Below are 25300 nucleotides of genomic sequence, written 5' to 3'. Positions count from 1 at the left end.
CCGGGCCTTTTCTATTTTAGTTTCTAAGATCAAAGGTGGTTGTTATGCGAAGTAGATTATATATAGCCGCAGTTTTTTGTGGAATTGTTTTGAATGGCATGGGGCAGGCCATAGCGCAAAATGGCGAGGATCAGGGTATAAATTCGAATGCCGAAGAATGGATCGTTATGGGTACGGATGCGGCACAGGCGTTGACTAACGATTTAGCGAGCAAATTTATAGATGTAAATGACGCGCCTCTTTTTGCTATTAATACTGAGGAAAATGGTCGTACCATAGCGCGTATAGAGCCAAACCTAACGCCATTCTTGCACGAGACAATGCATGAAAAGTTCAACCGTTGCGGTGGCTATACTGTTCATGAAAGCCGTGAAGCTGCGCTTTCTGAGCTAAATAATCCAGTTTATCAGTCCGATTTCACCCATGCTGTTGGCATATTCAATGAGCCTCTGGATCAGGCAATCCCAGTTAATCGTGCGCTTGGCTTGGTGCAACCTTCAACGATTATATCAACAATCCGACAAATGGAGAACCTAGGAACACGTCATTACCAAACCTCTGGTGGGCAGGAGGCTGCAATACGTGTGCAAGCATTGTGGAATGGATATGGTGCAGGGCGGGGTGATTTCAGCGTAGAGCGAATTGGTCACTCCTGGTTACAGGACAGTGTTGTTGCAACAATACGCGGGAGTGAAAAACCAAACGAAATTGTCGTGATTGGTGGTCACCTGGATTCGATGAATGCTAATGACCACAATGATGCACCCGGGGCTGACGATAATGGTTCCGGTATTGCTGTTGTCAGTGAAGTTTTGAGAGTTTTAACACAAATGAATTTTCGACCTAAACGGACAATCCAATTCATGGCTTATGCCGCTGAAGAAGTTGGCCTTCGTGGTTCAGGTGATATTGCGGCGCGTTATCGTCGAGAAAACCGCAATGTCGTTGGTGTGTTGCAGTTTGATATGACGGGATTTCGTGGTTCAAATCGAGATATGTATTTTGTGACTGATAATGTTAACCCCAATGCGACCAATTTTCTACGTCGCCTGATCCGTACGTATAATGCGAATGGAGCACATAGGATTACATATGCAGATACCCAATGTGGGTATGCGTGTTCTGATCATGCATCTTGGAATAGGCATCAATTCCCTGCAGCCTTTCCTTTTGAAAGCGCTTTTTCAGAATATAATAGAGCGATACACTCTCCCCGTGATAGGGTTTCGGTAATGGATAGTACTGGTGCACACCAAACCAGGTTTGCAAAACTTGGTTTGGAATTTGTGATAGAGCTTGCTAAATCTTCTGGTGGAAACCGCCCAACTCCAACAAGTAATCGTTATCTACAAACTAGTTTGAAAGTCATAACCAATGGAGCGCCTCGCGGATGTAAATCTGGTGAGTGGGCTTGCATGACGCGATTATGTAAAGCGGATATGCGAGATGCATCTGCTTGGCGTGGTTGGGCTGGTTGTTGGAAATCAGGCTCTAAATTTCAATGCTACTTTGAGTGTGGAAAAATATCTACACTGCATTAGAGACCGAATTTATGAGATGAAGTTCAGGCACTTGAATTCGTTCAATATGTCGGGGTAACCGTTGGTTCGCGTAACAGGTTACTTCTCTCGGAATGCTTTTCTAAAACTGTCTGTGATAGGTTGTAGTGCATAAGAGAAGAAGCTGCGTGCTTCAGTTTCTATGAAAACTTGCGAGTACATACCTGCTTGAACACGGCTGATAGTCTCTTGATCAGGTTGCAATGAAATGCGTGCGGTAAAATATGTTTCACCAGTACTGGGATCAATTTGAGAGTCAGCTGAGATGTAGTTAACCCTACCATCGATAGGATCTACAAGACGTGCATTAAATGCTGTTATTACCACGCGTGCATTTTGATCAATATAGACCGATGCAACGTCCGTGGGCATTATTCTTGCTTCGACTTGTACTGGTGATCCAGAAGGCACAATCTCGGCGATTATATCGGATGAATTTATGACGCCGCCGATTGTATTGGCCGTTAGGTTCGTTAGCGTACCGGAAACTGGTGCTCTTATTTCAGAGTATTCGACCGCCCGCTCAGCCGCTTCGATCCGCTCTTTAATACTGCCAAGTTCTGATAACACATCTGTGAGTTCTCTAGAATTGTCTTGTTTGCGGGTTGCTTTTAGAACAGCAATCCTATCCTCAACTTCATCCATTCTACTAACAAGCGAAATGGAGCTGCCTTTTAGCTCATCAAGACGTGCTAATGTCGTCAATCGCTGCGATTCAATCTGCCAAACCTGGTTTTCTGCGATGGATCCGCTGTTTCTCAATGTGTTGAGGTTTTTGAGTTGTTTACTTAAAAGTGCGAGCTGTTGCTCATTTCGTTCCGCTTGATTTCCAACACTTATATATTCGCTTTCCAGGGCAGATAGTTGATTTTTGAGGGCTGACAATTCCCGGCTGAGCAGGTTAGAACTTGCATTAAGTTCTGCAATTTGTGCGAGATATATCCCTTCGTTGTAGGTTTTATCTTCTGTATAAATGCCGCCTCGCAGATTTCCATAGAAAGTTTCACCTCGAAGGTTAGCCGTTTCTATTCTGCCCACTTGGGAAGAACGAATTCTGTTCTGTGTTGCAATTAACACGTCTTTACGTGCGCGGAGCTGAGCAAGCTGGGAGATGGCTTCGGATGGATCGATTATGGCGACTAGATCGCCTTTGTTTAAAAAGGCGCCATCCTTGGCACTGATTTGCCTTACAACACCACCGGTTGGATGTTGGAGCAATTTATTTTGTCCGGCAATTATGATTTTCCCATTTGCGATCACTGCACCGGATATTGATGAGAAGCTTCCCCACAAAACAAATATAAAAAGTGTAACTCCAACAGCGATGTAGCCTCTTCTGGAAATTGATGCTGTTTCCGCTGAAACATTATCTTTCCAGTTTAGTTTCTTGGACTCATGTCCTACATGAGGTTGAAGCAATGCCTTTTCGGATGATGATTTATCATTCCTTCGATAGTCGGTGAACCGATCTCTGAGCTGCTTTACGATTTTCATATCAGGCACTCTTCGGACTTCTATAGGGGTAAGGTCTTGCGATACTTGAATATGGAGCAGGTTCGCCGGCATTTGCGGTAGTTTTTGGTTTTGGCCGTTCAGAATTGGCATTAAGTGGAACTTGTCGACCCTCTTTGATCATCATTATTCTGTTTGCAGTTTTAAGAATGCTTCTGCGTTGCGTAACGATGATGATCGCTACACCTGACTTTTTAAGCCGATTTAATGATTTCATTAATATATTTTCGCCTTCTTGATCCAGGTGAGCATTTGGCTCATCCAAAATCAGAAGCTTGGGAGAACTGTAAAGAGCTCGCGCGAGCGCAATCCGTTGCTTTTGTCCACCTGATAATCGAACTCCGTCACCGCCGATTTTGGTCATGTATCCGTCGGGGAATGAGTTGATGAGATTGTGCGCGCCGGCGAGCTGTGCAGCTTTTATGATTTGTGCTTCATTTTCATCGCTCGACATGCGAGAAATGTTTTCAGCGACAGTTCCCGGAAACAGCAAAATTTCCTGTCCAACATAACCGACCCAACGCCCCCATTGTTCCGTTGGCCAGTTCTTTTGAACGCATCCATCTAACATGACCTCGCCTGTTGATGGTGATGCAGCACCTGCAATAATGCGGGCCAGAGTTGATTTCCCTGATCCAGACGGACCAATAATGGCCAGTAATTCTCCTGGAGATACTTTGAAATTTATGTCTTTGAGAATATCAAGGCTTTTATCTTGACCGTCTAATGTAAGAGAGACGTTACTGATAGTTAAGTGACCGGAAGGATCAGGTTGAGTAATTTTCTCGATTTTGTTTTCTTGACCGTACAGAACTTTTTCAAGGTCAGTATACGCACTTTGTGCACGATTAATACCATCCCAGCTGCCAATCATTTGTTCAATGGGTTGAAGCACTTTGCCCGAAATCATTGATGCCGCGAAAATCATTCCGCCAGACATGTCGCCGTTTAGAACAAGCCATGCGCCCCAAGCCATTATCGTGATTTGTAGGATCTGGCGTGTCGATTTACTCAAAGCCATAAAGAAGGAGCTTTGTTTCACTGATGCATCTTCAGCGTTTATGGCGGCGCCCATCATATTACCCCAACGGTCAACAAGTGCTGGCAGAAGCCCCATTGCGCGGATATCTTCAGAGCGACTGGCAATTGCACTGGCAAACGCTATTGCCTCGGTGCCAGTTTGTGATGCTTTTTTTTGGCTGTCTTTGGTCAGTTTCTTGTTTAGCCAAGCGACTGCTATCAATACACCTGCGCCGATGGTTGTTAATAGGCCGACCTGAAAATTCAAAAGATACAGGAGCAGCAAAAAGAAGGGCGAAAAGGGGACGTCATAAAGGCTGATTAAGGAGCGACTTGCAAGAAAAGTTCGCACTGTGTTGAAGCTTCTCATGATCTCGTTTGATTTTTCAACCGGCACCGCACCACCCGTCATTCCGGCAAATAGTGCATCCGCATGCTTCACTGTGAATTGGGTTGACAGGCGCTGTGCTATGCGCGCACGGATCATTTCGCATATACCGAATAATGTAAGCGCTACTGCGGCAATGAGGCTGATATAGATGAGTGTCTCAGCACTGCCTGAAGATAGAACCCGATCGTATATCTGCAACATATGTAGGGGGGCTGCCAACATCAAAAGATTCGAAAATATTGAAAAAACTAACAGTGGTCGACAGACCTGAGACAACGCCACAACACTACTCCTACAACATATGCAGGTGTTTATAGCGCAAAAGGTATAAAAAAGAGTAACCGAGATGTCATGAGCTAAATATTGCAAACAATGTTGATTACTGCTCTTCGGTCACTTCAAATGTTCCCGCGCGGAAGCTCTGTGAGCTGTGATTGTCTGAAAATAGATTAAAGTTATGAGTGGGTTACTGATCCCGGTGATAATTCAAAGGTTAGCCATTCAAACGATGTGTGTAATGTTTTTGGTAAAGTGGATTGTTTCTAAAGTTAGTTGTGCTTGTGATGTTTGAGCTATCGTTCGGATTTAATTCAACTTTTATGTGTTAAAGTTAACAACAGCTTAAACACACAGGCTCGTTTTTTTGTGAAATAAACCCTTAAATTCAAAATTCAATTTGAGGCTCCTATGACAAACTTAATAAACGGCACATCTTCTGACGACACACTGGATGGAACTTCTGCTCAAGATGTGTTCATTGGCTCAGCGGGTAATGACCGCATTGATGGCGGTGATGCTGGTTATAATCAAATAGATTATGCAGGTTCCCCAAGCGATTATACATTCACCCAAAATAATGATGGTACTGTCACAGTAAAGAAGCCAAATGGCGGAACTGATATCATCTCGAATATTGGTGGTTTTTGGTTTGTAGACGCAGGTGTTTGGATGCCTTTAAGCGATGTTCTGGCCACAAACAATGATGATGAAACATTTACCGGAACTGACGGAAATGATAGGTTCATTGCAGACACGGGCAATGACATATATGAAGCTGGTGCTGGCGACGATAGTGTACAATATTTAGGCCGATCAAGCGATTATACGCTTACACGTAATGTAGAAGGCGACATTACTGTTGTTAAGCCGGACGGTACATCTGACACACTGCGTGATGTGGAAACTGTTGAGTTTCGTGATCTTGATGCGATTGAACTTGTATTTGCGGATGACATTCCAGTTGTTGCAGTTGGAAATAATATTATTATCGGCGGCCCAGAAGATGATTATATCGATGGAACAGATGCTAATGATGATATCTCATCAGGCGGCGGTGTAGATGTCATCAATGGCTCTAAAGGCAACGATAACATCGATGGTGGCGGAGCTGAATATGATCAGGTTGATTATGATGGTGCAGCCTCTGACTATACATTTACAAAAAATGACGATGGTTCGGTCACAGTGGTTAAGCCCGATGGTGGCATAGATACACTGAAAAATATTGATGGTTTTTGGTTTAAAGGTTCTCAAGAGTGGAAACCACTTTCAGAAGTCCTATCTGACACTGACGGTGGAAACACTGGCGGCCCGATTGAGGGAACTGACGGAGACGATTATCTATCTGGTACGGATGGTGATGATACAATTAATGCGGGCGAAGGTGTTGATGTCATCAACGGGTCTGAAGGCAATGATGTGATCAATGGTGGTGATGCCGGTTATAATCAGATCGATTATGATGGTGCACGTTCCGAGTACATATTTACTGATAACGGTGATGGAACTTTTTCTGTGACCAAGCCAGATGGCGGCATGGATACTATATCCGACATTGGCGGTTTTTGGTTTAAAGGTGAATGTAAATGGTATTCCATAGAAGACGTTTGTTCGCCAGAACCAGAGGAGGTTTGCGCTGAGATTGAAGGTAGCAGCATGATCTGGGAAGGTCTTACCAATGCACCTAAAGAATACACCGTTAAACTGGATGAAGTTGTTACTGAAGATACATGGGTGACAGTGAAAATTGGTTCCGATACGGCACAGCAAACTGACGGCACAGGTTACAAAGATTTTAATGTCTATTATGGTCCAAACGTAAAAAATGGTCAGCCTTTCAATCCTGGAACCATTAAAGGTGAAGATGTAATTTATTACACGACCAACCAAACTCAACAGAAAAATGTTGAAAAGGTATGGCTCAACGACAAAATTTATAGAACTGGAAATACTGACGGTGATGGCAACGCTCGTGACAATATTGTTGGTGTAGATAATCTTGTTCATGACTTTCTGGTCTACGATTCTGACGGTGAGATTGTCAGTGGTGACACGGTAAAAGTTCTTGTTAAAGCTGGTGAAAAGACATCTGAAGCCTTCTCTATACAAGCCAACAAAGAAGTTGAAGTTGGTGCTAAGACAAATAAAGGCTCGAACGGCGATGTGGAAGGAAACGAAACTTTCACATTATCAGTTGAAAGTGTCGGAGATTGTCTTGTTAAAGATAATTGCCTGGAAGTCACAATTAAAGATCATAAAGCAAGCGTCTCGCCAATTGTCCTTGATCTTAACGGCGACGGTGAAATTGGAGTAACGGGTGAAACGTCTTCTCATCAAAAAGATGTTGATGATGAAGTTGTTAACACAGTTCAGTTCGATATAGATGCTGATGGTGAACTTGATACAATTGAATGGGTTGATGGTTCAGGCGACGGCATTTTGGTTGATCTTTCGAAGGTTGGCGAAAATGGTTCAATCGATGGTTCTGCTCTTTTTGGAGACGAAGGTGGTAAATATGCCAACGGTTATGAAAAGCTGAAAGTTTTCGATAAAGACGGTGACGGTATGGTTTCCGGCGTTGAGCTTGAAGGCCTTGGCCTCTGGATAGATGATGGTGATGCGGTTCTTGAAGATGGTGAAATGCAGACAGCAAAAGAAGCTGGTGTATCTTCAATCTCAACTGATATGAAAATCGTTCTTGATGATGAAGGCCGTGAATTGATGCAGTCTACTGCTGAAGTTAATGGTGAGACTATCCTTAGTGAAGATGTTTGGTTTGCTGAATCTACTCAAAATCAAGATGAATTGGTAAATCTTAATGAAGAAATGAACAAGGAAGTTATTCTCGAAGATTGCTTTGTTGGATAGTCCAACTTCTAGTTTGCAGTCGCTACTGTAACATTCATTTAGTTTAAGTCACAAACTCCCCATGGTGTCGTATGTCACCTTGGGGAGTTTTGCCTTTATGTAGATTCTCAATTCATTTCGAATTTTACCACTAATTCTCTTAATCATATGAAATTATTGCGTAAATTTAATGTCATACATTATGTTGATTTTGTGTGACATTATGTGTAAGGTTTCAGTACTACAGATTTTGAGGATTGAGAGTGTCTGAACTAACCCGCAAAAAAACAACTCTAGATTCTGCTGCCACAAATGCCCTTGTGCATCTTGAAAGCTCAGATAAAAATCGGGATGTGCTTGAGGCACTTTCACGCATGATTGAGCGTGCGGAGCTTGGGATCGGCGATCGGTTGCCTCCAGAAGTTGATATTGCCAAGAAGCTCAATGTCGGGCGCTCGAAGGTTCGCGAAGCGTTGATTGCTTGGCAAAATATGGGCATCGTTACACGCAACAAGAAGGCAGGAACACGGCTTGCTGCTGAGGTGTCTTCTAAAGATATTCATTTGCCTGTTACGTTGAAACTGGAGGCTGAGAGCCTTCTTAGAACACATGCTGTTCGACGCCCCCTTGAGATCGAAGCTGTGCGGGTTGCTGCTCGAAACGTTACGACGCAACAATCGCGCGTTATCCTTGCAAGAGTTGCAGAATTAATGGCTGCTTATGAGGCTGGCGAAGATTGGCGAGCTGCCGATCATCGTTTTCATAGGGCAATCCATGAAGCATCTGGAAATCCATTATTTGAACAATTGATCAGGCAAATTCAAGAGGGGTTTAACGCCATTTATGAAACACCTTTTGGTCAGCCGCATCTTGGTCTGGAAACTATTCCACTTCACCCTGACCTCGCGCGCGCCATCACCGAGAGAGATGGAGAGTCTGCAGCTGAAATCATGACGAAGATCATGGACATGGTAGAAGATGATGTTCGCGAAATTATGGAGGGGCAAAATGTCTGACCAGCAGAATTTCGCGACGCTAATGGCGACCGTATTTGATGATGAAGATGGTGCTATGACACCGCCAATTGTCCAAAGCTCGCTCTTTTCTTTTGATAGTTATCAGGCTTTTGAAGACCGTATGGCTGGTATCTCAGATAAACCTCTTTACACGCGGGTACAAAATCCGACAGTAACGGCTTTTGAAGACCTCATGACTAAGGCTGAAAGTGGAGAGGCGGCTGTTGGTTTTGCCTCCGGCATTGCTGCGATTACGTCAACATTGATGGCCTATGTTAAGCCGGGTTTTAAGATAGCTTGCGTTGAGCATGTTTATCCAGACACGTTTCGGTTTATGGAACGAATATTGCGTCCATTCGGTGTAGAGATTAGCTATCACTCCGCAGAAGCATTTGAAAATGATGCTGACTTGTTGAGCGGTGTTGATCTGGCCTATCTGGAAAGCCCGAATTCAGTTATTTTCCAGCCGATCAATCTGCAAAAGGTGTCTGAATATGCCAAACGGCATGGCACCGTAACCATGGTCGATAATTCCTGGGCAAGTCCTGTGTTTCAACGTCCGTTAACACTGGGCATTGATATCGTTATTCACTCGGCCTCGAAGTATATTTCAGGCCATTCGGACACGGTTGCGGGTGTTGTGGTATCCTCCTTTAGCCACATCGCACGCATCCGTGACCTGACTTTATCGCTTCTGGGTGCAAAGCTTGCACCATTTGAAGCCTTTTTGTTAACCCGTGGCCTTCGTACGCTCAATATACGAATGATGCAGCATCAGGCAACGGCCAATCTTTTTGTTGATCGCTTGTCAGCAATCCCGCAAGTCCGAAAAATAAATAGTCCGGGGGCCAATGCTGTTCCAGGCCTGACCGGGCGTTCAGGGCTAATGTCGGTCGAGTTTGACGATAGCGTTAATATTCCGAAGTTTTCTGATGCGCTAAGTCATTTTCGATTGGGGGTTAGCTGGGGAGGCTTTGAGAGCCTTATGCTGCCGGCTCGTGTTGGCTTGGCGCAAGCTGGAGAGCAGAATTCAATGCAGAAATTTGGTGTCTCACCAAACTTGGTTCGACTGAGCCTTGGTTTGGAAGACCCAGAAGATCTTTGGGCAGATTTTGTAAACGCCCTAAGCCAAAGCGCCACATAATAAGACGCTGAACATCAACTATAGGAAGGAATTAACATGAAACGTCTACTTACCGGCCTCTGTGCCGCCACGATGCTGATGGCAAGTGCGGCCTATGCCGACACGACCTTGAAGTTAGTGGAAGTCATCACAAGCCCTGAGCGAACAAAAGTACTACAGGGAATCGTAGATAAATATGAAACTGATAATCCTGGAGTTAACGTCGAAATCGTTAGTCTTCCATGGGGGCAGGCATTTGAAAAGTTAGCTACAATGGTTGCTGGCGGAGATGTGCCTGATGTGGTTGAAATGCCTGATACATGGCAAGCGCTTTATGCTGGTTCAGGTCAATTGGCAAGCCTAGCTGACCACGTATCTGGATGGAAGCACGGTTCTACGCTAACCGATAAAACTGTTGCTATGGGGTCTCAAGCTGGTGATCTTTATATGATTCCATACGGCTTTTATCTACGTGCAATGTTCTACAATAAGAAATTGTTGGCGGAAGCTGGAATTGAAAATCCTCCAGCAACAATGGAAGAGTTTATGACTGCTTCTACCGCGGTGTCCAAGCTGGATGGTAAATCAGGTTACTGTCTTCGTGGTGGTCCTGGTGGTACCAATGGCTGGATCATGTTTGCCGCTACCATGAATGGTACAAATGAATTCTTTACTGAAGACGGTAAAAGCCGGATTAATGAGCCTGGTTCAGTCGAAGGCATTCAGTTCATGATCGATATGTACCAAAGTGGTAATGCACCGAAAGACAGTGTTAACTGGGGATTCAATGAAATTGTTGCTGGTTTTTATTCTGGCACATGTGCTTTCCTAGATCAGGACCCAGATGCTCTTATTGCTATTTCTGAGCGTATGCCTGCAGAAGATTTTGCTGTCATTCCGATGCCGGTTGGTCCGTCTGGTAAAGCATTCCCGACGATCGGTTTTGCTGGTTGGTCTATCTTCAAAACGACCGAACATGAAGATGATGCCTGGAACCTTGTTGCAGCTCTGTCTGAGCCGGAGGCAAATGCCACTTGGTCAAAACGCGTTGGTGTGATTCCAATTCATGAAGGTGCCGATCAAGATCCGCACTTCAAAACCGAGCAGTTTAAGGGCTGGTTTGATGAGTTGAATGGGGATCAGTATGTCCCAACTGTCATGCCTACATATCTTGAAAAATGGGGTTACTTTGGTAGTACCGTTTTGCTTGAAAGCAGTCAGGAAGCACTTCTTGGTCAGCGCACAGCGCAAGACGTTGCTGACGAATGGGCTGAGCTTTTGACTGATGAATACGCTAAATGGAAAGCGAAACAGTGATCACTCGTTCACATAATAAGACCTCGCCCGGCGTACGCCGGGCAGGTCGCTCGCTGTACTGGCAGTATATGGTAGAACCCTTTATCTATCTGTCGCCAGCTATACTCCTGATTGGGATTGTTATGTTGATCCCGTTGATTATCGGGATATCCTATTCTTTTCAGGCCATCGAGCTGCTTAACCCGTTTGATACTGGTTGGGTGGGGTTAGAGAACTATCAAGCGCTCTGGTCTGACCGGAAATTCTGGATTGCACTGGAAAATACTTTCTGGTGGACATTCTGGTCAATTTCCTTCCAATTTCTGTTGGGTCTTGGGTTAGCGATGCTGCTCAACACAAAGTTCTACGGTAAAAAGCTATTTCAAGCTCTAGTCTTCCTACCATGGGCTGTACCAACGTTTTTGTCTGCATTAACTTGGGCGTGGTTATTCAACCCAGTTATTGGTCCGTTGCCACATTGGATGACTGCCCTTGGTATCCTGCCTGAGCCGTACAACATCATGGGTGATCCAGACATAGCAATGTGGGGACCTATTGTCGCCAATATCTGGTTTGGTATCCCGTTTTTTGCGATCACTTTACTGGCGGCACTTCAGTCGATCCCCAGCGAGCTTTATGAAGCTGCCGAGATCGACGGCGCGTCGGTTTGGCAGACATTTACCAAGATCACGTTGCCATTTCTTGCGCCAATGATTGCCATCACTGTTATGTTGCGCACCATCTGGATCGCAAATTTTGCGGATCTGATTTACGTGATGACAGGCGGGGGGCCTGCAAACTCCACCCAAATCGTCAGCTCTTACATTTTTACAACTGCTTTCCGTAAACTTGATTTCGGATATGCCTCTGCGATCGCGGTCGCACTACTGGGTATCTTGCTGATTTATGCTTTCATTCTACTTTGGCTTCGTAAGAAGCTGGTCAAGATCTGAGGTGATATTATGATAACTGCTTCTAATCCCGTGGTGACCACAGGAAAGTACGTCGCTCTTTTAGCATACTTGACCTTTGCATTATTTCCACTTTATTGGCTGCTCAAGATAGCGATCACGCCCGACCAAATGATCTTCACGGAAGGTACCCATATTTGGCCTTCTGCACTGACGTTTGATAATTTTCAGTCTGTTTTATTTAAGACAGATTTCCTGGCTTATTTTGGAAACTCACTCTATGTGTCACTTGGCACAGCGGCAGTAACAACTTTGGTTGCGGCAGGCGCAGGCTATGCTTTCTCCCGATTTGATTTTGCTGGCAAGCGGATCATCATTGCGGTCATGCTTATCACACAGATGTTCCCGTTGTTGATGATTATTGCGCCGATCTACAAGATTGTAGCATCTCTCGGTTTGCTTAATTCACTTACCTCGCTAATTATTGTCTACACAGCATTTAACGTTCCCTTCGCAACCTTTTTAATGCAATCCTTCTTTGATGGGATTCCAAAGGATCTTGAGGAGGCAGCAATGATGGATGGCTGTACTCGTTTTCAAGCTTTACGTAAGGTGATTTTTCCGCTGACATTGCCAGGTCTGGGCGCGACATTGGGTTTCGTCTTTACTGCAGCATGGTCAGAGCTTCTTTTCGCTCTCATGCTGATTTCTAAAAACGATGCGATGACTTTTCCAGTGGGCTTGTTGACTTTTGTGTCAAAGTTCTCAGTCGATTGGGGACAGATGATGGCCGCTGGAGTGCTGGCGTTAATCCCAAGTTGTCTATTCTTCATTTTCATTCAACGCTACCTCGTGCAGGGCTTAACGTCCGGTGCAGTAAAAGGATAGGAGGCCTGATATGGCAAATATTGAACTCAAAGACGTTGCGAAACGTTACGGCTCTGTCGAAGTTCTGCGCAACATCAACCTTGAGATCCAGGATGGCGAATTTATCGTCCTCGTCGGTCCGTCAGGTTGCGGTAAATCTACGCTTTTGCGCATGATTGCAGGGCTTGAACCGATTACAGGCGGTGATTTCCTGATTGATGGTGAACGGATGAACGATGTGCGCCCGCGTGATCGTGATATTGCAATGGTGTTTCAATCTTACGCGCTCTATCCGCATATGGACGTTGCACGGAATATGGGTTTTTCCATGGAGATTCGTAAAGACCCCATAGAGGAACGCGCTTCTCGTATTCAAAAAGCTGCGACAACATTAGGCCTGACGGAGTTGACAAAGCGATTGCCGAAAGCACTATCTGGCGGACAACGCCAGCGTGTTGCTATGGGCCGCGCCATTATTCGTGACCCGCGAGCCTTTTTGTTTGATGAGCCGCTCTCAAACCTAGATGCTGCGTTGAGAGTTGAGATGCGTCTGGAAATTGCACGACTACATCAAAAACTGAAATCAACAATGGTCTATGTGACACATGACCAAGTTGAAGCGCTGACTTTGGCGGACCGCATTGTTGTCTTAAATGGCGGTGACATCCAGCAAATCGGAAGTCCGCTTGATCTATATGAACGACCGGCGAACAAGTTTGTTGCGCAGTTTATCGGCTCGCCAACGATGAACATCGTTCCGGTCAGCAGTACGGCAACTGGAACCGGCATAACACTTGCAGACGGTACCGACCTGACATTGCCGCATTTGCCAAATACACAAGGTGCTGTGGAACTTGGCATTCGTCCAGAGCATGTCGATGTTGTAGATATCGGAGATTTGGTTGGCATTGTGGATGTCGTGGAGCATTTAGGTTCGGATACCAATATCTATCTAAAGGTTGACGGTCTTGGTCCATTGATGGTTCGAATGCATGGCAATATTCGGGTACGTTCAGGTGAACAGGTTGGATTGCGTGTTCAGCGTGAAAACGCTCATCTATTTGCATCCGATGGCACTGCTTTGGAGCACGCAAAAGTAGATTTGGCGATATGAGATGAATATTACGCCTGATATCCGTAGTGCTCTGGAGAAGAAGACACTTTGGTTGTCGTCATGGATGATTCACAACGCAAATAATGTTCGAACAAAAGGGCGGATAAAGGTTGGTGGTCATCAGGCATCGTCTGCCTCCATGAATGCTATTTTGAATGCACTATATTTCGATGTGTTGCGACCAGAAGATCGCGTTGCGGTGAAACCCCACGCGAGCCCTGTTTTCCATGCAATTCAGTACTTGCTTGGTAATCAGACGCGTCAGCAGCTACAGGATTTCCGTGCACTGGGGGGCGCGCAACCCTATCCATCGCGGACAAAGGATAAGGATGACGTCGACTTCTCTACTGGATCTGTAGGTATGGGCGTAGCGATGACGGCCTTTGCCAGCATGACACAGGATTATATTTCCGCGCATGGGTGGTTGGATCAGCCAAAGGGACGGATGATCGCGTTGGTTGGTGATGCTGAACTTGACGAGGGTAATATTTATGAGGCACTTCTAGAAGGTGCAAAGCACGATTTGCGCAATTGTTGGTGGGTCATCGACTATAATCGGCAGTCATTAGATGGGGTCGTAACCGAAGGTTTGAATGCACGCTTTCGTGATATTTTCGTCGCATGTGGCTGGGACGTTGTTGAGCTAAAATATGGCACTTTGATGCAAGAAGCATTTAAACGACCCGGTGGTAAAAAACTGCGTACTTGGATCGACAGTTGCGAAAATGGTCTTTACTCGGCACTTACCTTTAAGGGCGGTGCGGCCTGGCGAGAGCATCTTGAAACAGACTTTTCTGGTGATAACGAAACGCTGGCATTGGTTGCTGATCACAATGACGATGAGTTGGCGCGGTTGATGAGCAACCTTGCAGGTCACGATGCTGAACTTATCGCCAAGACAATGAAAGCGATTGATCATGATCGCCCGGTTTGTTTTATCTGCTATACTGTTAAAGGCCATGGCTTACCGTTAGCTGGCCACAAGGACAATCATGCGGGAATCATGACAACCACCCAGATTGAAGGTCTGCGCGATGGTATGGGAATTGCTGAGGGTGAGGAATGGGAACCTTTTGCTGGACTTGATATTCAAGGTGCTGAAATACAGGCATTTTTGAATAATGTGTCGTTCAGTTCTGAAGGTTCTCGCCGCTATGCTGCTGCGAACATATCTACGACTGTCGCTGTTACGCCTCGCTTCAAACAACGAGCTTCGACACAGGAAGCCTTTGGGCAAATTCTTTCCTCAATTGCGTCTGGCGCGCCGGAACTGGCTGCACGGATCGTGACCACATCACCGGATGTTTCAGTCTCGACCAACCTGGGGCCGTGGATTAACAAGACAGGGCTCTTTGCTAAATCTGATCAGGCGGATGTATTTCGAGATCATGCAATTCCATCTGCACAGAAATGGAAGCGCCATATGGACGGACGCCATGTTGAGTTGGGTATTGCTGAAAACAATCTCTTTACATTTCTCGGTGCTTTGGGTCTTTCCCATTCTCTTTTTGGAGAACGACTTTTGCCCGTGGGTACCGTGTATGATCCTTTCATTTGCCGTGGTCTCGATGCGCTCAATTATGCCTGCTATCAAGATGCCCGGTTTATGCTTGCGGCTACACCTTCGGGGGTGACGCTTAGTCATGAAGGTGGAGCCCATCAATCTATTTCAACACCTCTTATCGGAATGGCGCAGGATGGTCTGGCAACTTTCGAGCCAGCCTATGCCGATGAGTTGAGCGTTATCATGCGCTGGGGTTTTGACTATATGCAGCGTGATGGGGCTGCGTCTGAGGATGAAGAGAATTGGCTGCGGGATGAAAAAGGTGGATCAATTTATTTGCGTTTGTCCACTTTGCCACAAGAGCAGCTTCAACGAGAGATGACTGATCAACTGACCAGAGAAATTGTAGCTGGTGGGTATTGGCTACGTGAGCCAACAGCGTCAACATCCGTGATATTGGCATATACTGGTGTAGTCGCTCCAGAGACGATTAAAGCTGCTGGTCTTTTGGCCGAAGATATGCGTGATGTAGCTGTACTGGCTATCACGTCGGCTGATCGACTGAACGCTGGATGGCAGGCCGCCGAACGGGCAAGGCAACGTGGCGACGATACTGCCCAGTCACATGTGGAAATACTTCTTGAGGGGGTGTCAAGAGATGCTGGTCTAGTGACCATCACCGATGGACATCCGGCAGCTTTGAGTTGGCTTGGTGGTGTTACTGGACATCGCACTAAATCACTTGGTGTGGAACATTTCGGGCAAGCGGGTACTGTCGATGATATCTATCATCTACATGGGTTAGATGCGAACGCAATTATGCATGCTGCACGAGCTTTACTTCCAGGCCGTGGCGCTCGCTATCTGTCTCCACTTGCGAGTTAGTTTTAATCGATTTGAGTTCGAATCTCATCGCTTCCTAGTGCCAAGATTATGTGATGTATATCGCCAGCCCATCATTTTGATGGTTTGATATGTTGGTGAGTTGCGCATGCTTCTGATCTCCAGTTGGAACAGATTTCTTGTCATTAAGTATTTGATAAATATTAACTAATTACGGTGCGCTACAATCCTTTAATTGAATGGTCTATCAAATTGGATGATAGATGCACTTGACTCAATCACCTTAATAATTAATAACTAACAGATGGTTATTAATTTAAAGTCAAATTCTACGCCTGCCAGTCTGCGGAAAACACACCGAGGCATGATCTTGTCACAGATACAGGCAAATCCTGGTGTGTCGAGGGCGGAACTCGCCCGTATGTGCGGTTTTTCAGAGATGGCAGCAACCCGAATTGTTAGAGAATTGCTGGCAGTCAGAATTGTCGAAGAGTTCGATATCGTCGATAAAACCAAAACTAAGAAAAAAAATGTTGGTCGACCAAAAATTGGTTTGCGGATTGTAAAAAGTGGATTGTTTGCAGTGGGTATCACGGTCTCCGCTTATCATTCTGAGGTTTCAATTTGTGATGCCGATGGTGAACTTTTTGCAAGTAGCAGATCAGAAAATCTATCATTCGAAAATGTCGAAGACGCCGCTCGGTTTTATGCAAATGCACTACGTGAACTGATTGAAACTTCTGAGATCGATGTCGATCGAATTGTCGGCGTTGGGGTGGCGCTGTCCGCTAGAACATTGCCAGATGCCGGTGAGATTGTAACATCGGAATATTTTGGTTGGGCAAATGATGGTGGTCGCTTTTGTCGCGAAATTCAACAAATTATTAATCTGCCCGTCCAAATCGAAAATATTGCTAACGCGTTAGCCATTGCTGAAATGCGATTTGGTGTAGCACGCAAAATTGCAGATTTTGCTCTGATCCACGTAGCAACATTTGTCGGCGCTGGTATGGTTTCAGAGCGCAGGCTTGTTCGCGGTGATTCTGGAATATCTGGGCTTTTGGGCCATTTTCGAGCGGAAGAACGTCCCTTGACCTGCGTATGTGGTCGGCACGATTGTCTCAACCTTTCTGCCACAGGTTTTGGACTTTTATCTAAGATGGGTAAGCTGGATCATCAGGCGTTTGATACGTCAAAACTATCATTCTATGCAGATTCACTGCTTGCAGCACTTGAAAATGACAAGGTTTCAGATCTGGTAACTGAGGCTGGCGAAAAACTTGCTCCGGCGCTCGATAGCGTCGCCAAATTGCTTGGTCCCAAGATGATTATTCTTAGTGGATATCTGGGTGCAAATGATCGTTATATCGATGGGGTCATGGCAATGCTCGCTCAGCAGTTTGACCATGATCCGGAAACATCTTTTCAATTGACTAAAGGTACAATTTCGTCCGTGGAATCAGCGGCATTGTTAGCATTACATTCATTTTGTTATTCTGATCGATTTGATTACGACAGATTTGCACGCACCATCGAACAATCTGAGGAGATCGCCCATGGATGATGAAACACTCATGGGCAATTTGTTGTCTAAGATCATCGCAATTTCAGCGATTTGCTTGGTTGGGTTGACACTCTATACAGCCTTCTTTGGCGTTTTTCCGGATGGCATACAACGAAGCGCACATCTTCTTATTGTGTTGATACTTGTGTTTGCGACCGTTTTCAGAATGACCTACGAAGCGTCTGACAAAATACCAAAAAGATCCGTAGTTATTCTTGACCGGATATGGATCGTTTTGGCATTGGTGGGTGCAGCAATCGCCGCCGGCCATCAATTATTTAATTTTGAGGCAATAAACAACCGTTACGGTGCGATCACATCATATGAAATCATTTTTGGTTCATTGCTTGTGATCGCGCTTTTTGATGCCTGTCGTCGCACGATAGGTTGGCCCATTGTTCTCCTAGCAGGTATGTTTCTCCTTTATGGGCTATATGGCGCATACCTGCCCGACCCGCTTGCGCACAGGGGGTATTCGCTCAAGCGGGTCGCTTCACAGGTTTATTTAGGTGGAGGTGGCATTTTTGGAACCCCGCTGGGTGTTAGTGCGACCTTTGTCACAGGTGTTGTCGTTCTCGGTGCATTACTAGAGAAAACGGGCGCAGGCCAAGTGCTCATGGATTTTGCAACGGCCTTAACCGGTCGGATGCGCGGCGGGCCTGCAAAAGCTGCCGTTGTCGGCTCCAGTCTGATGGGTATGATTTCAGGCACGGCAGTTGCCAATGTTTTAACTACCGGTCCGATATCTATTCCTTTGATGCGCAAGAGCGGATACCGCAAAGAGGCGGCAGGCGCGATTGAAGCTGTTGCCTCGACAGGTGGGCAGTTAATGCCGCCAGTTATGGGCGCGGCAGCGTTCATCATGGCGGAGTTCACAAATACATCATATCTCACTATTGCTAAGGCTGCTTTTTTACCTGCTGTGATTTTTTATGCGGTCCTGTTGGCAATGGTTCACTTTGAGGCCGTGAAGCGAAATATACCAATATTGCGTGATGTGGATTCTGTCACCGATTGGCCTATGATTTTAAAGCGCTCGTATCTTTTGATGCCTTTGCCTGTGTTTGTGAGCATGTTGCTTAGCGGTTACTCCATTATGCTATCATCATTCTGGGCTGTTACAGCATCCTTTCTGGTCAGTTATATTCATCGCAGTACTGCTTTATCACCGCGCAAGATTGTTGAGACGTGTGTTTCGGCTGCGAGTGCAGTGATACCTGTTGCACTCGCCTGTGCCGTTGCGGGTGTGATTATCGGAATTATTACGCTGACGGGAATTGGCTTAAAGTTTTCTACTCTAGTGGTCATGTTGTCTGGTGGCTCTCTCCCATTGGCACTCGTTCTAACAATGTTCACCTGCCTCATTTTGGGCATGGGATTGCCTACTGCGGCTGCTTATATTCTAGTGGCTACGCTCGTCGCGCCTGCCTTAGTAGATCTGGGTGTGAGCCTGCTTGCAGCCCACCTCTTTGTTCTCTATTCGGCGATGTTATCATCTATCACGCCACCTGTTGCGCTGGCCGCATATGCTGCTGCATCTATAGCAAATGGCAATCCGTTGAAAATCGCAATATTGGCTTGTCAATTCGGGATGGCAGCATTCGCAGTGCCGTATTTCTTTGTCTATGATCCTGCCATTCTTGGGCTGGATGTAACATGGGTTCAAATATCAATGTCATTTGTGACTGCCATTGTCGGTGGCATATGCGCAAGTGCGGCCATGCTCGGGCATTTCACAGCCCGACTGAACATTATTGAGCGCCTCCTATTTGCGGGTACGGCCATTCTATTCATGAATTCCGACTGGCGTTTCGATCTAACAGCCTTCGTGCTGCTAACAGTACTTATCGTCTGGTCTTTGCGGCGAACAACCACATTAGCAAAGTAAGAAACCGAAACTGGGTTGAACTCAGTCAATTTAACCAAAAAGGGAGACTTCTAATGAAACTTAATCTCAAGAGCACAATCTTTATGGCAGCAATGCTTGCCGCACCGCCGTTGGCTCAGGCAGATGACTTTTTGTCCATCGGCTCATGTCCGGTGACATGTACGGCCTATACCTGGTCTGCTGGTATTGCTGATGTCATCAACAAAAATGTTGATGGTGTTCAGGCAACAGCAGAGGAAACAAAAGGCTATGTTGCCAACATTGCACTGATGCAGGGCGGCGAGCTGGAAGCATCAATGGCAACATCCCTATCCGCATATGAGGCTTATACAGCGACAGGAAACTACGAAGGTTCGGAAGCTGGAAAAATCATGTCATGGATGTCGATTGCACCTGTTGCAATGCACATTATCACCCTTGATGGCGGTCCTGTAAATGCGATTGAAGATCTTAAGGGTAAACGTATCGGTATGGGACAGCCGGGCGGCGTATCAATGCTTGATGCCAATGTTTTGATGGGTAAAGTTGCAGGCGATGATTTTGAACCTTTTCGTGTACGACTTGGTGACATGGTAGATATGCTAAGCGATGGGAACATTGATGCTGCGCTTTGGAATGGTTCTTTTCCACTTGCTCCGGTGATCAAACTGAACGCGCAACGCGATCTTAAATTGATCCCGGTTGAAGATGCTTTCTTTGATGCGTTACGTGCTGACTACCCGCCATATTTCCGTCTATCCATCCCCGGTGGTACTTATGAGGATGTGGCTAGTGATACGCCGACATTTGGTCTGGCTAATGGTCTGGTGATTTCAGCTGACGTGTCAGAAGAGCGCGTTTACGAAATGACGAAAGCAGTGTTTGAAAATCTTGATGCTTTAGCGGGTGTACATCCTGCATTTGGGAAGATGTCTGCTGATACAGTTCTAAATGGTTTTGGGTCGCCACTACACCCGGGCGCGTTGAAGTACTATCGTGAAATTAATGTGCCAGGCATTGAAGAGTTCGTCACAAGAACTGGCGGTTAAGCTTCACACATCCATCTGCCTAGGCCGTCCCCTTGATGACCTAGGCAATCTATCAAAATTAGGAATATACCATGTCTCGCCCCAATATTCTTGTGATTCAAGCCGATCAAATGACCGCACTTTGTCTGTCCTCTTATGGCAAACCATACGCCATTACCCCAAATATTGATCGGATTGCCGAGAACGGCACGACCTTTACCAATAGCTATTGCAATAATCCGGTGTGTGGACCATCTCGTGCGTCAATGATGACAGGTCGACTGCCGTCCGATGTTGGTGTGTTTGATAATGGCGCTGAGTTTTTGCCATCCGAACCAACGTTTGCCCATTACCTGAGAAGTTTAGGATACAAAACCACGCTTGCGGGCAAAATGCATTTTGTTGGCCCTGATCAATTGCATGGATTTGAGGAACGCGTAACAACAGATATATACCCCTCTGATTTCGCATGGACTGCAGATTGGAATCAAACGGATGAGCCTTATGCTCCATCCGTGATGAGCCTTTTGAGTGTTGTCGAAGCGGGGCATTGCGAACGGAATTTACAAATAGATTTCGACGAGGAAGTGTTCAGCGCAGCCAAGCAAGAAATGTATAACCATGCTCGCTCGACTGATGATCGACCTTTCATGTTGCATGTTTCATTCACCCAGCCACACAACCCATTTGTTGCAGGCAAAAAATATTGGGATATGTATGAGGGGGTGGATATACCCGAACCGAAAGTGACTCATATTCCATATGAGGATCGAGACCCTTGGTCACAACGCTATTACATGACAATCAGGCAGGATGAGTTTGATATCACGCCTGAGCAACTTTATAATGCGCGCCGCGGTTACTTCGCCATGGTCACACATTTAGACGAGCTGATTGGTGGATTGATGGAAACATTAAAAAGCATTGGTGAGTTGGACAACACATATATTTTCATTACATCAGATCATGGCGAGATGCTGGGCGAACGGGGGATGTGGTATAAATTCAATCCCTATGAGGCATCAATTCGAGTACCTATGATCGCACAAGGTCCGAAAATGAAAGCTGGGCACAAGGAGGAAGCGCTTGCATCGTTGGTTGACTTACTTCCGACATTTACAGATATCGCAAGCGAGGGGAAATTTGATGACTACGCAGCACCTTATGATGGTCGCAGCCTGTTAAATTTACCTGAAAGCGGCAGCGATGAGGATAAGGTTTTCATCGAGTTCAATGGCGAGGGTCTCTATGCCCCAGCGTTTATTATGATTAAGGGTAATCTTAAACTTGTCCATAGTCGTACAGATCCAAAGATGCTATTTGATCTTGATAAAGATCCGTATGAGTTGACCAATTTGGCAGATGATCCAGCTTATCAGGATGATCTGGAAGCAATGTTTGCTCAAATGATGCAGCGCTGGGATGAGGATGAGTTGGATGAACGTATAAGAGCGTCGCAACGTAAACGCATTTTCGTGCAGAATGCGATGAAGCATGGACGTTTCCCATCATGGGATTTTGGTCCGGATTATGATCCGTCCAAGGTTTATGTGCGCGGCGGGAATGACCCGAGCACGACAGCCACAAAGCAACGCGGACGCTTTCCCTATGTTGCGGTCACGCCTCCGCAGTACCCAAGGCATACAAAGAAATAGGTGTTGCACCAAAACTGTTCTTGTTGTCATTATGTAGATAAGAATTTTTTCGCTACGGAGCTTATTTAATCCATGAAATCCTGCTGCATACCAAGCCGACAGAGTGGGTCAAATACGAGTGCTGATGTAAGGCATTCGACTTTAAAAAAAGCGCAGCAAGGCGAAGCAAATTGTGCGAATGATATTGTTGATATTCCTGGCGGCATAACTCTTCTAGGAACCAATCGGCCATATTTTCAAAACGACGGTGAGGGGCCTCTCCGTCATAGAAAAATCAAAGCCTTTCGAATGGATGCAACATCTGTCACGAATGCTCGATTTAGGGCTTTTGTAGCGGAAACGGGGTACATCACTGAGGCTGAAAAATTGGGAGATTCCCTCGTTTTTCAAGGCTTGTTGCCAAAAGGAACGCCACCCAGTCGCGCTGTTGCCGACGCACCTTGGTGGCGTGTGATCCCGGGTGCAAGCTGGCGCAATATATATGGGCCAAACACTTTGGATCAATTGCAGGATGATCATCCTGTAGTTCACATCTCGTGGAATGATGCTACGGCTTTTGCCGCTTGGGCAGGTGGGCGATTACCAACCGAATTAGAATGGGAACATGCAGCACGTGGCGGTCTGGGCGATGTGAATTTTCCATGGGGCGAGGATGAGCCTAATGATGTTGATTTTCAGCCCTGCAACATTTGGCAGGGGCAATTCCCCCAACGTGATTTAGGTCTGGACGGTTATATTGGCACAGCACCCTGTCGTTCGTTTGAACCCAATGGTTATGGCCTTTACAATATGATCGGCAATGTGTGGGAATTTACATCCGAAGTGTTTAAAGTGCGATCGCTCAAAAAGGCGGCAATTGCCGCCCATGCCGGTAAGGTGGGATTTAAGCTCAGCAAAGGTGGCTCATTTCTGTGCCACCGTAGCTATTGTTATCGCTACCGCATCCCCGCACGCAATAACACCTCAGCCGATACTTCGACTTCCCACCTAGGGTTTCGCCTTGTTTATAATGCGTAATTTAGCAAAGTTGCTAAAGCGCATTCGACATGATTGATGAAAGGCGACGTCCGAATTCAACGGGATCTGCCGGAACTTCACCATCCGCAATTCGAGCTTGATCAAGCAGGAGATGAGCCGCATCTTTCAATAAATCATCAGATGAAGCATCATCTTTGCCCGCTCGATCTGATAGTTTTTTTACGATTGCATGGTTTGGATTAAGTTCAAGCACACGAAGTGATCCTTGCTGTAACTGCCCATGCTGCTTTAATAAACGTTCCAAGTTTACATCCATGTCACCTTCATCTGCAATCAAACAAACAGGACTATCGGTTAAACGTTTGGATGGACGTACATCTTTGACGAGTTCACCGAGTTCGGATTTAATTGTTTCAATTAGTTTTTCAACACCAGGGGTTTGCGCCTCTGCATCCTTGTCATTTTTGTTATCATCGGCATCGAATTTATCTAAATCAGCCGCACCGCGGGTAACAGATTTAAACACCTTACCGTCAAATTCGGTGACGTGCTGCAGCCAGAACTCATCGACGGAGTCCGAAAGAAGCAAAACTTCAATCCCTTTGGCTTTAAAACCCTCAAGATGTGGTGAGTTCGCAATTTTGGTTGCGTCATCACCAGCAATATAGAATATCGCATCCTGACCATCTTTGACCCGCTCGACATAATCAGAGAGGCTAATAAGTTCATCGCCTTTTGTTGACTTAAAACGGCAAACTTCGAGCAATTTTTCTCTTAGGCTTGGGTCTTCAACCAGCCCCTCCTTGAGGACAGCTCCGAAATTGTTCCAAAAAACAGCATATTCGTCCGCTGCTTTATTAGCTTTCTTTTTCAACTCACCAATTACACGTTTTGTAAGGCCAGTTTTTAGCTTTGCAAGTTTAGGATCGGTTTGAAGCATTTCTCTTGAAACGTTGAGCGATAAATCTTCTGAATCGACAACACCACGTAAAAAACGCAAGTAAGTTGGCAACAGACCCTTGGTATCATCGGTGATGAAAACACGATTTACGAATAGTTTGACATGAGACTTGCGTTCAGGTTCATAAAGATCAAACGGAGGAGATGATGGGATATATAAAAGGTTTGTGTAGCTCAAAAGACCTTCAACGCGATTGTGAATAGTCATCCATGGCTGGTCGAAGGCATGAGCAGTATGGCGATAAAACTCTGTATGTTGTTCTTCAGTAATGTCTTTGGCGGGGCGTGTCCAAATAGCTGAGGCTTCATTTAATGCATCATCGCCGAGTAGGACAGGGAAGCTTATATGGTCGGAATAGGTTTTGATGATGTGGCGAACACGTGCATCTTCGAGAAACTCTTTTGCATCTTTTTTAAGTTGCAAGATAACGTCGGTTCCGTTTGTGTCTCGAGTGGAGGGTTCAATTGTAAATTCACCCTTGCCATCAGATGACCAAAGCCAAGCTTGCTCTTCACCTGCTTTGCGTGTGATGACATCGACACGATCTGCAACCATAAATGCAGAGTAGAAACCGACACCAAACTGGCCAATCAAACCGACGTCTGCTTTTTGATCGTTTTTAAGCGAATTGAGAAAATTGCTTGTCCCTGATCGCGCAATTGTTCCCAATGTCTCTAAAAGATCATCATGGTTTAAACCAATTCCATTGTCAGAAACAGAGAGTGTTTTAGCTTTCGTATCAGCAGCTATGATAATTTTGAATTCTTGATCGCCACCAGATAGTTCTGAATTTGTAAGTGCTTCATAGCGAAGTTTGTCACATGCGTCAGATGCATTGGAAACCAACTCACGTAAGAATATTTCTCGGTTCGAATAAAGAGAGCCCGCAACAATATCAAGAAGTTGGCCAACTTCTGTTTGAAATGAAAAAGTTTCTTTAGTTTGAGTGTCCGTCATCTTACATA

General features: G+C 45.7%; 17 protein-coding genes. 14 read left to right on the top strand and 3 right to left on the bottom strand.

Features of this window, described 5'->3' with window-relative positions; genetic code table 11:
* Positions 1–44 precede the first annotated feature (44 nt).
* Positions 45–1541 carry a M20/M25/M40 family metallo-hydrolase gene (locus G3W54_RS13050; protein ID WP_162653456.1) on the top strand — a complete coding sequence of 499 codons (1497 nt, stop codon included), beginning with the start codon at positions 45–47 and terminating at the stop codon, positions 1539–1541.
* Between the two features lie 78 nt (positions 1542–1619).
* On the opposite strand, the gene G3W54_RS13045 is transcribed toward G3W54_RS13050, so the two are convergent.
* Together G3W54_RS13045 and G3W54_RS13040 are read right to left on the bottom strand one after the other, a co-directional pair.
* The gene (locus tag G3W54_RS13045; RefSeq protein ID WP_162653455.1) at positions 1620–3053 is read right to left on the bottom strand and encodes an HlyD family type I secretion periplasmic adaptor subunit; all 1434 of its coding nucleotides are present in this window, start codon (positions 3051–3053) and stop codon (positions 1620–1622) included.
* Position 3054: 1 nt separating this feature from the next.
* The gene (locus tag G3W54_RS13040; RefSeq protein ID WP_256366945.1) at positions 3055–4764 is read right to left on the bottom strand and encodes a type I secretion system permease/ATPase; all 1710 of its coding nucleotides are present in this window, start codon (positions 4762–4764) and stop codon (positions 3055–3057) included.
* Positions 4765–5169: 405 nt separating this feature from the next.
* On the opposite strand from G3W54_RS13040, the gene G3W54_RS13035 reads away from it, so the two are divergent.
* The 13 genes from G3W54_RS13035 to G3W54_RS12975 all read left to right on the top strand — a co-directional run bounded on the left by G3W54_RS13035 (position 5170) and on the right by G3W54_RS12975 (position 23413).
* Positions 5170–7629, top strand: a complete 2460-nt coding sequence (locus G3W54_RS13035) for a calcium-binding protein (RefSeq protein ID WP_162653453.1) — start codon at positions 5170–5172, stop codon at positions 7627–7629.
* Between the two features lie 242 nt (positions 7630–7871).
* A complete protein-coding gene (locus tag G3W54_RS13030; RefSeq protein WP_244627892.1) occupies positions 7872–8624 on the top strand; it encodes an FCD domain-containing protein in 753 nt (250 codons plus the stop codon).
* On the top strand, positions 8617–9768 hold the full coding sequence (locus G3W54_RS13025) for a PLP-dependent transferase (RefSeq protein WP_162653452.1): 1152 nt from the start codon (positions 8617–8619) through the stop codon (positions 9766–9768). Before G3W54_RS13030 ends, G3W54_RS13025 begins: the two co-directional genes overlap by 8 nt.
* 36 nt (positions 9769–9804) lie before the next feature.
* Positions 9805–11064 (top strand): sugar ABC transporter substrate-binding protein, encoded by a 1260-nt coding sequence (locus tag G3W54_RS13020; protein ID WP_162653451.1) that lies wholly within the window; start codon positions 9805–9807, stop codon positions 11062–11064.
* Positions 11065–11132: 68 nt separating this feature from the next.
* Positions 11133–11996 carry a sugar ABC transporter permease gene (locus G3W54_RS13015; protein ID WP_244627932.1) on the top strand — a complete coding sequence of 288 codons (864 nt, stop codon included), beginning with the start codon at positions 11133–11135 and terminating at the stop codon, positions 11994–11996.
* 9 nt (positions 11997–12005) lie between these two features.
* A complete protein-coding gene (locus G3W54_RS13010; protein WP_162653449.1) occupies positions 12006–12842 on the top strand; it encodes a carbohydrate ABC transporter permease in 837 nt (278 codons plus the stop codon).
* A gap of 10 nt (positions 12843–12852) precedes the next feature.
* On the top strand, positions 12853–13935 hold the full coding sequence (gene ugpC, locus G3W54_RS13005; protein WP_162653448.1) for a sn-glycerol-3-phosphate ABC transporter ATP-binding protein UgpC: 1083 nt from the start codon (positions 12853–12855) through the stop codon (positions 13933–13935).
* A gap of 1 nt (position 13936) precedes the next feature.
* Positions 13937–16324, top strand: a complete 2388-nt coding sequence (locus tag G3W54_RS13000) for a transketolase (RefSeq protein ID WP_162653447.1) — start codon at positions 13937–13939, stop codon at positions 16322–16324.
* A gap of 328 nt (positions 16325–16652) precedes the next feature.
* The gene (locus G3W54_RS12995; protein WP_162653446.1) at positions 16653–17846 is read left to right on the top strand and encodes an ROK family transcriptional regulator; all 1194 of its coding nucleotides are present in this window, start codon (positions 16653–16655) and stop codon (positions 17844–17846) included.
* Positions 17839–19734 carry a TRAP transporter fused permease subunit gene (locus tag G3W54_RS12990; RefSeq protein ID WP_162653445.1) on the top strand — a complete coding sequence of 632 codons (1896 nt, stop codon included), beginning with the start codon at positions 17839–17841 and terminating at the stop codon, positions 19732–19734. Before G3W54_RS12995 ends, G3W54_RS12990 begins: the two co-directional genes overlap by 8 nt.
* Before the next feature lie 53 nt (positions 19735–19787).
* Positions 19788–20762 (top strand): TAXI family TRAP transporter solute-binding subunit, encoded by a 975-nt coding sequence (locus G3W54_RS12985; protein ID WP_162653444.1) that lies wholly within the window; start codon positions 19788–19790, stop codon positions 20760–20762.
* Between the two features lie 71 nt (positions 20763–20833).
* Entirely contained in the window at positions 20834–22396 is a 1563-nt protein-coding gene (gene betC / locus G3W54_RS12980) for a choline-sulfatase (protein ID WP_162653443.1), read from the top strand.
* 72 nt (positions 22397–22468) lie between these two features.
* A complete protein-coding gene (locus G3W54_RS12975) occupies positions 22469–23413 on the top strand; it encodes a formylglycine-generating enzyme family protein (RefSeq protein WP_162653442.1) in 945 nt (314 codons plus the stop codon).
* 13 nt (positions 23414–23426) lie between these two features.
* Here G3W54_RS12975 and htpG read toward each other — a convergent pair whose 3' ends face one another.
* A complete protein-coding gene (htpG, locus tag G3W54_RS12970; RefSeq protein ID WP_162653441.1) occupies positions 23427–25292 on the bottom strand; it encodes a molecular chaperone HtpG in 1866 nt (621 codons plus the stop codon).
* Positions 25293–25300: the final 8 nt, after the last annotated feature.

The sequence above is a fragment of the Lentilitoribacter sp. Alg239-R112 genome (assembly GCF_900537175.1).
GTDB lineage: Bacteria > Pseudomonadota > Alphaproteobacteria > Rhizobiales > Rhizobiaceae > Lentilitoribacter.
Note: the sequence above shows the minus strand (reverse complement) of the source record. Positions and strands in the feature narration are given on the sequence as shown.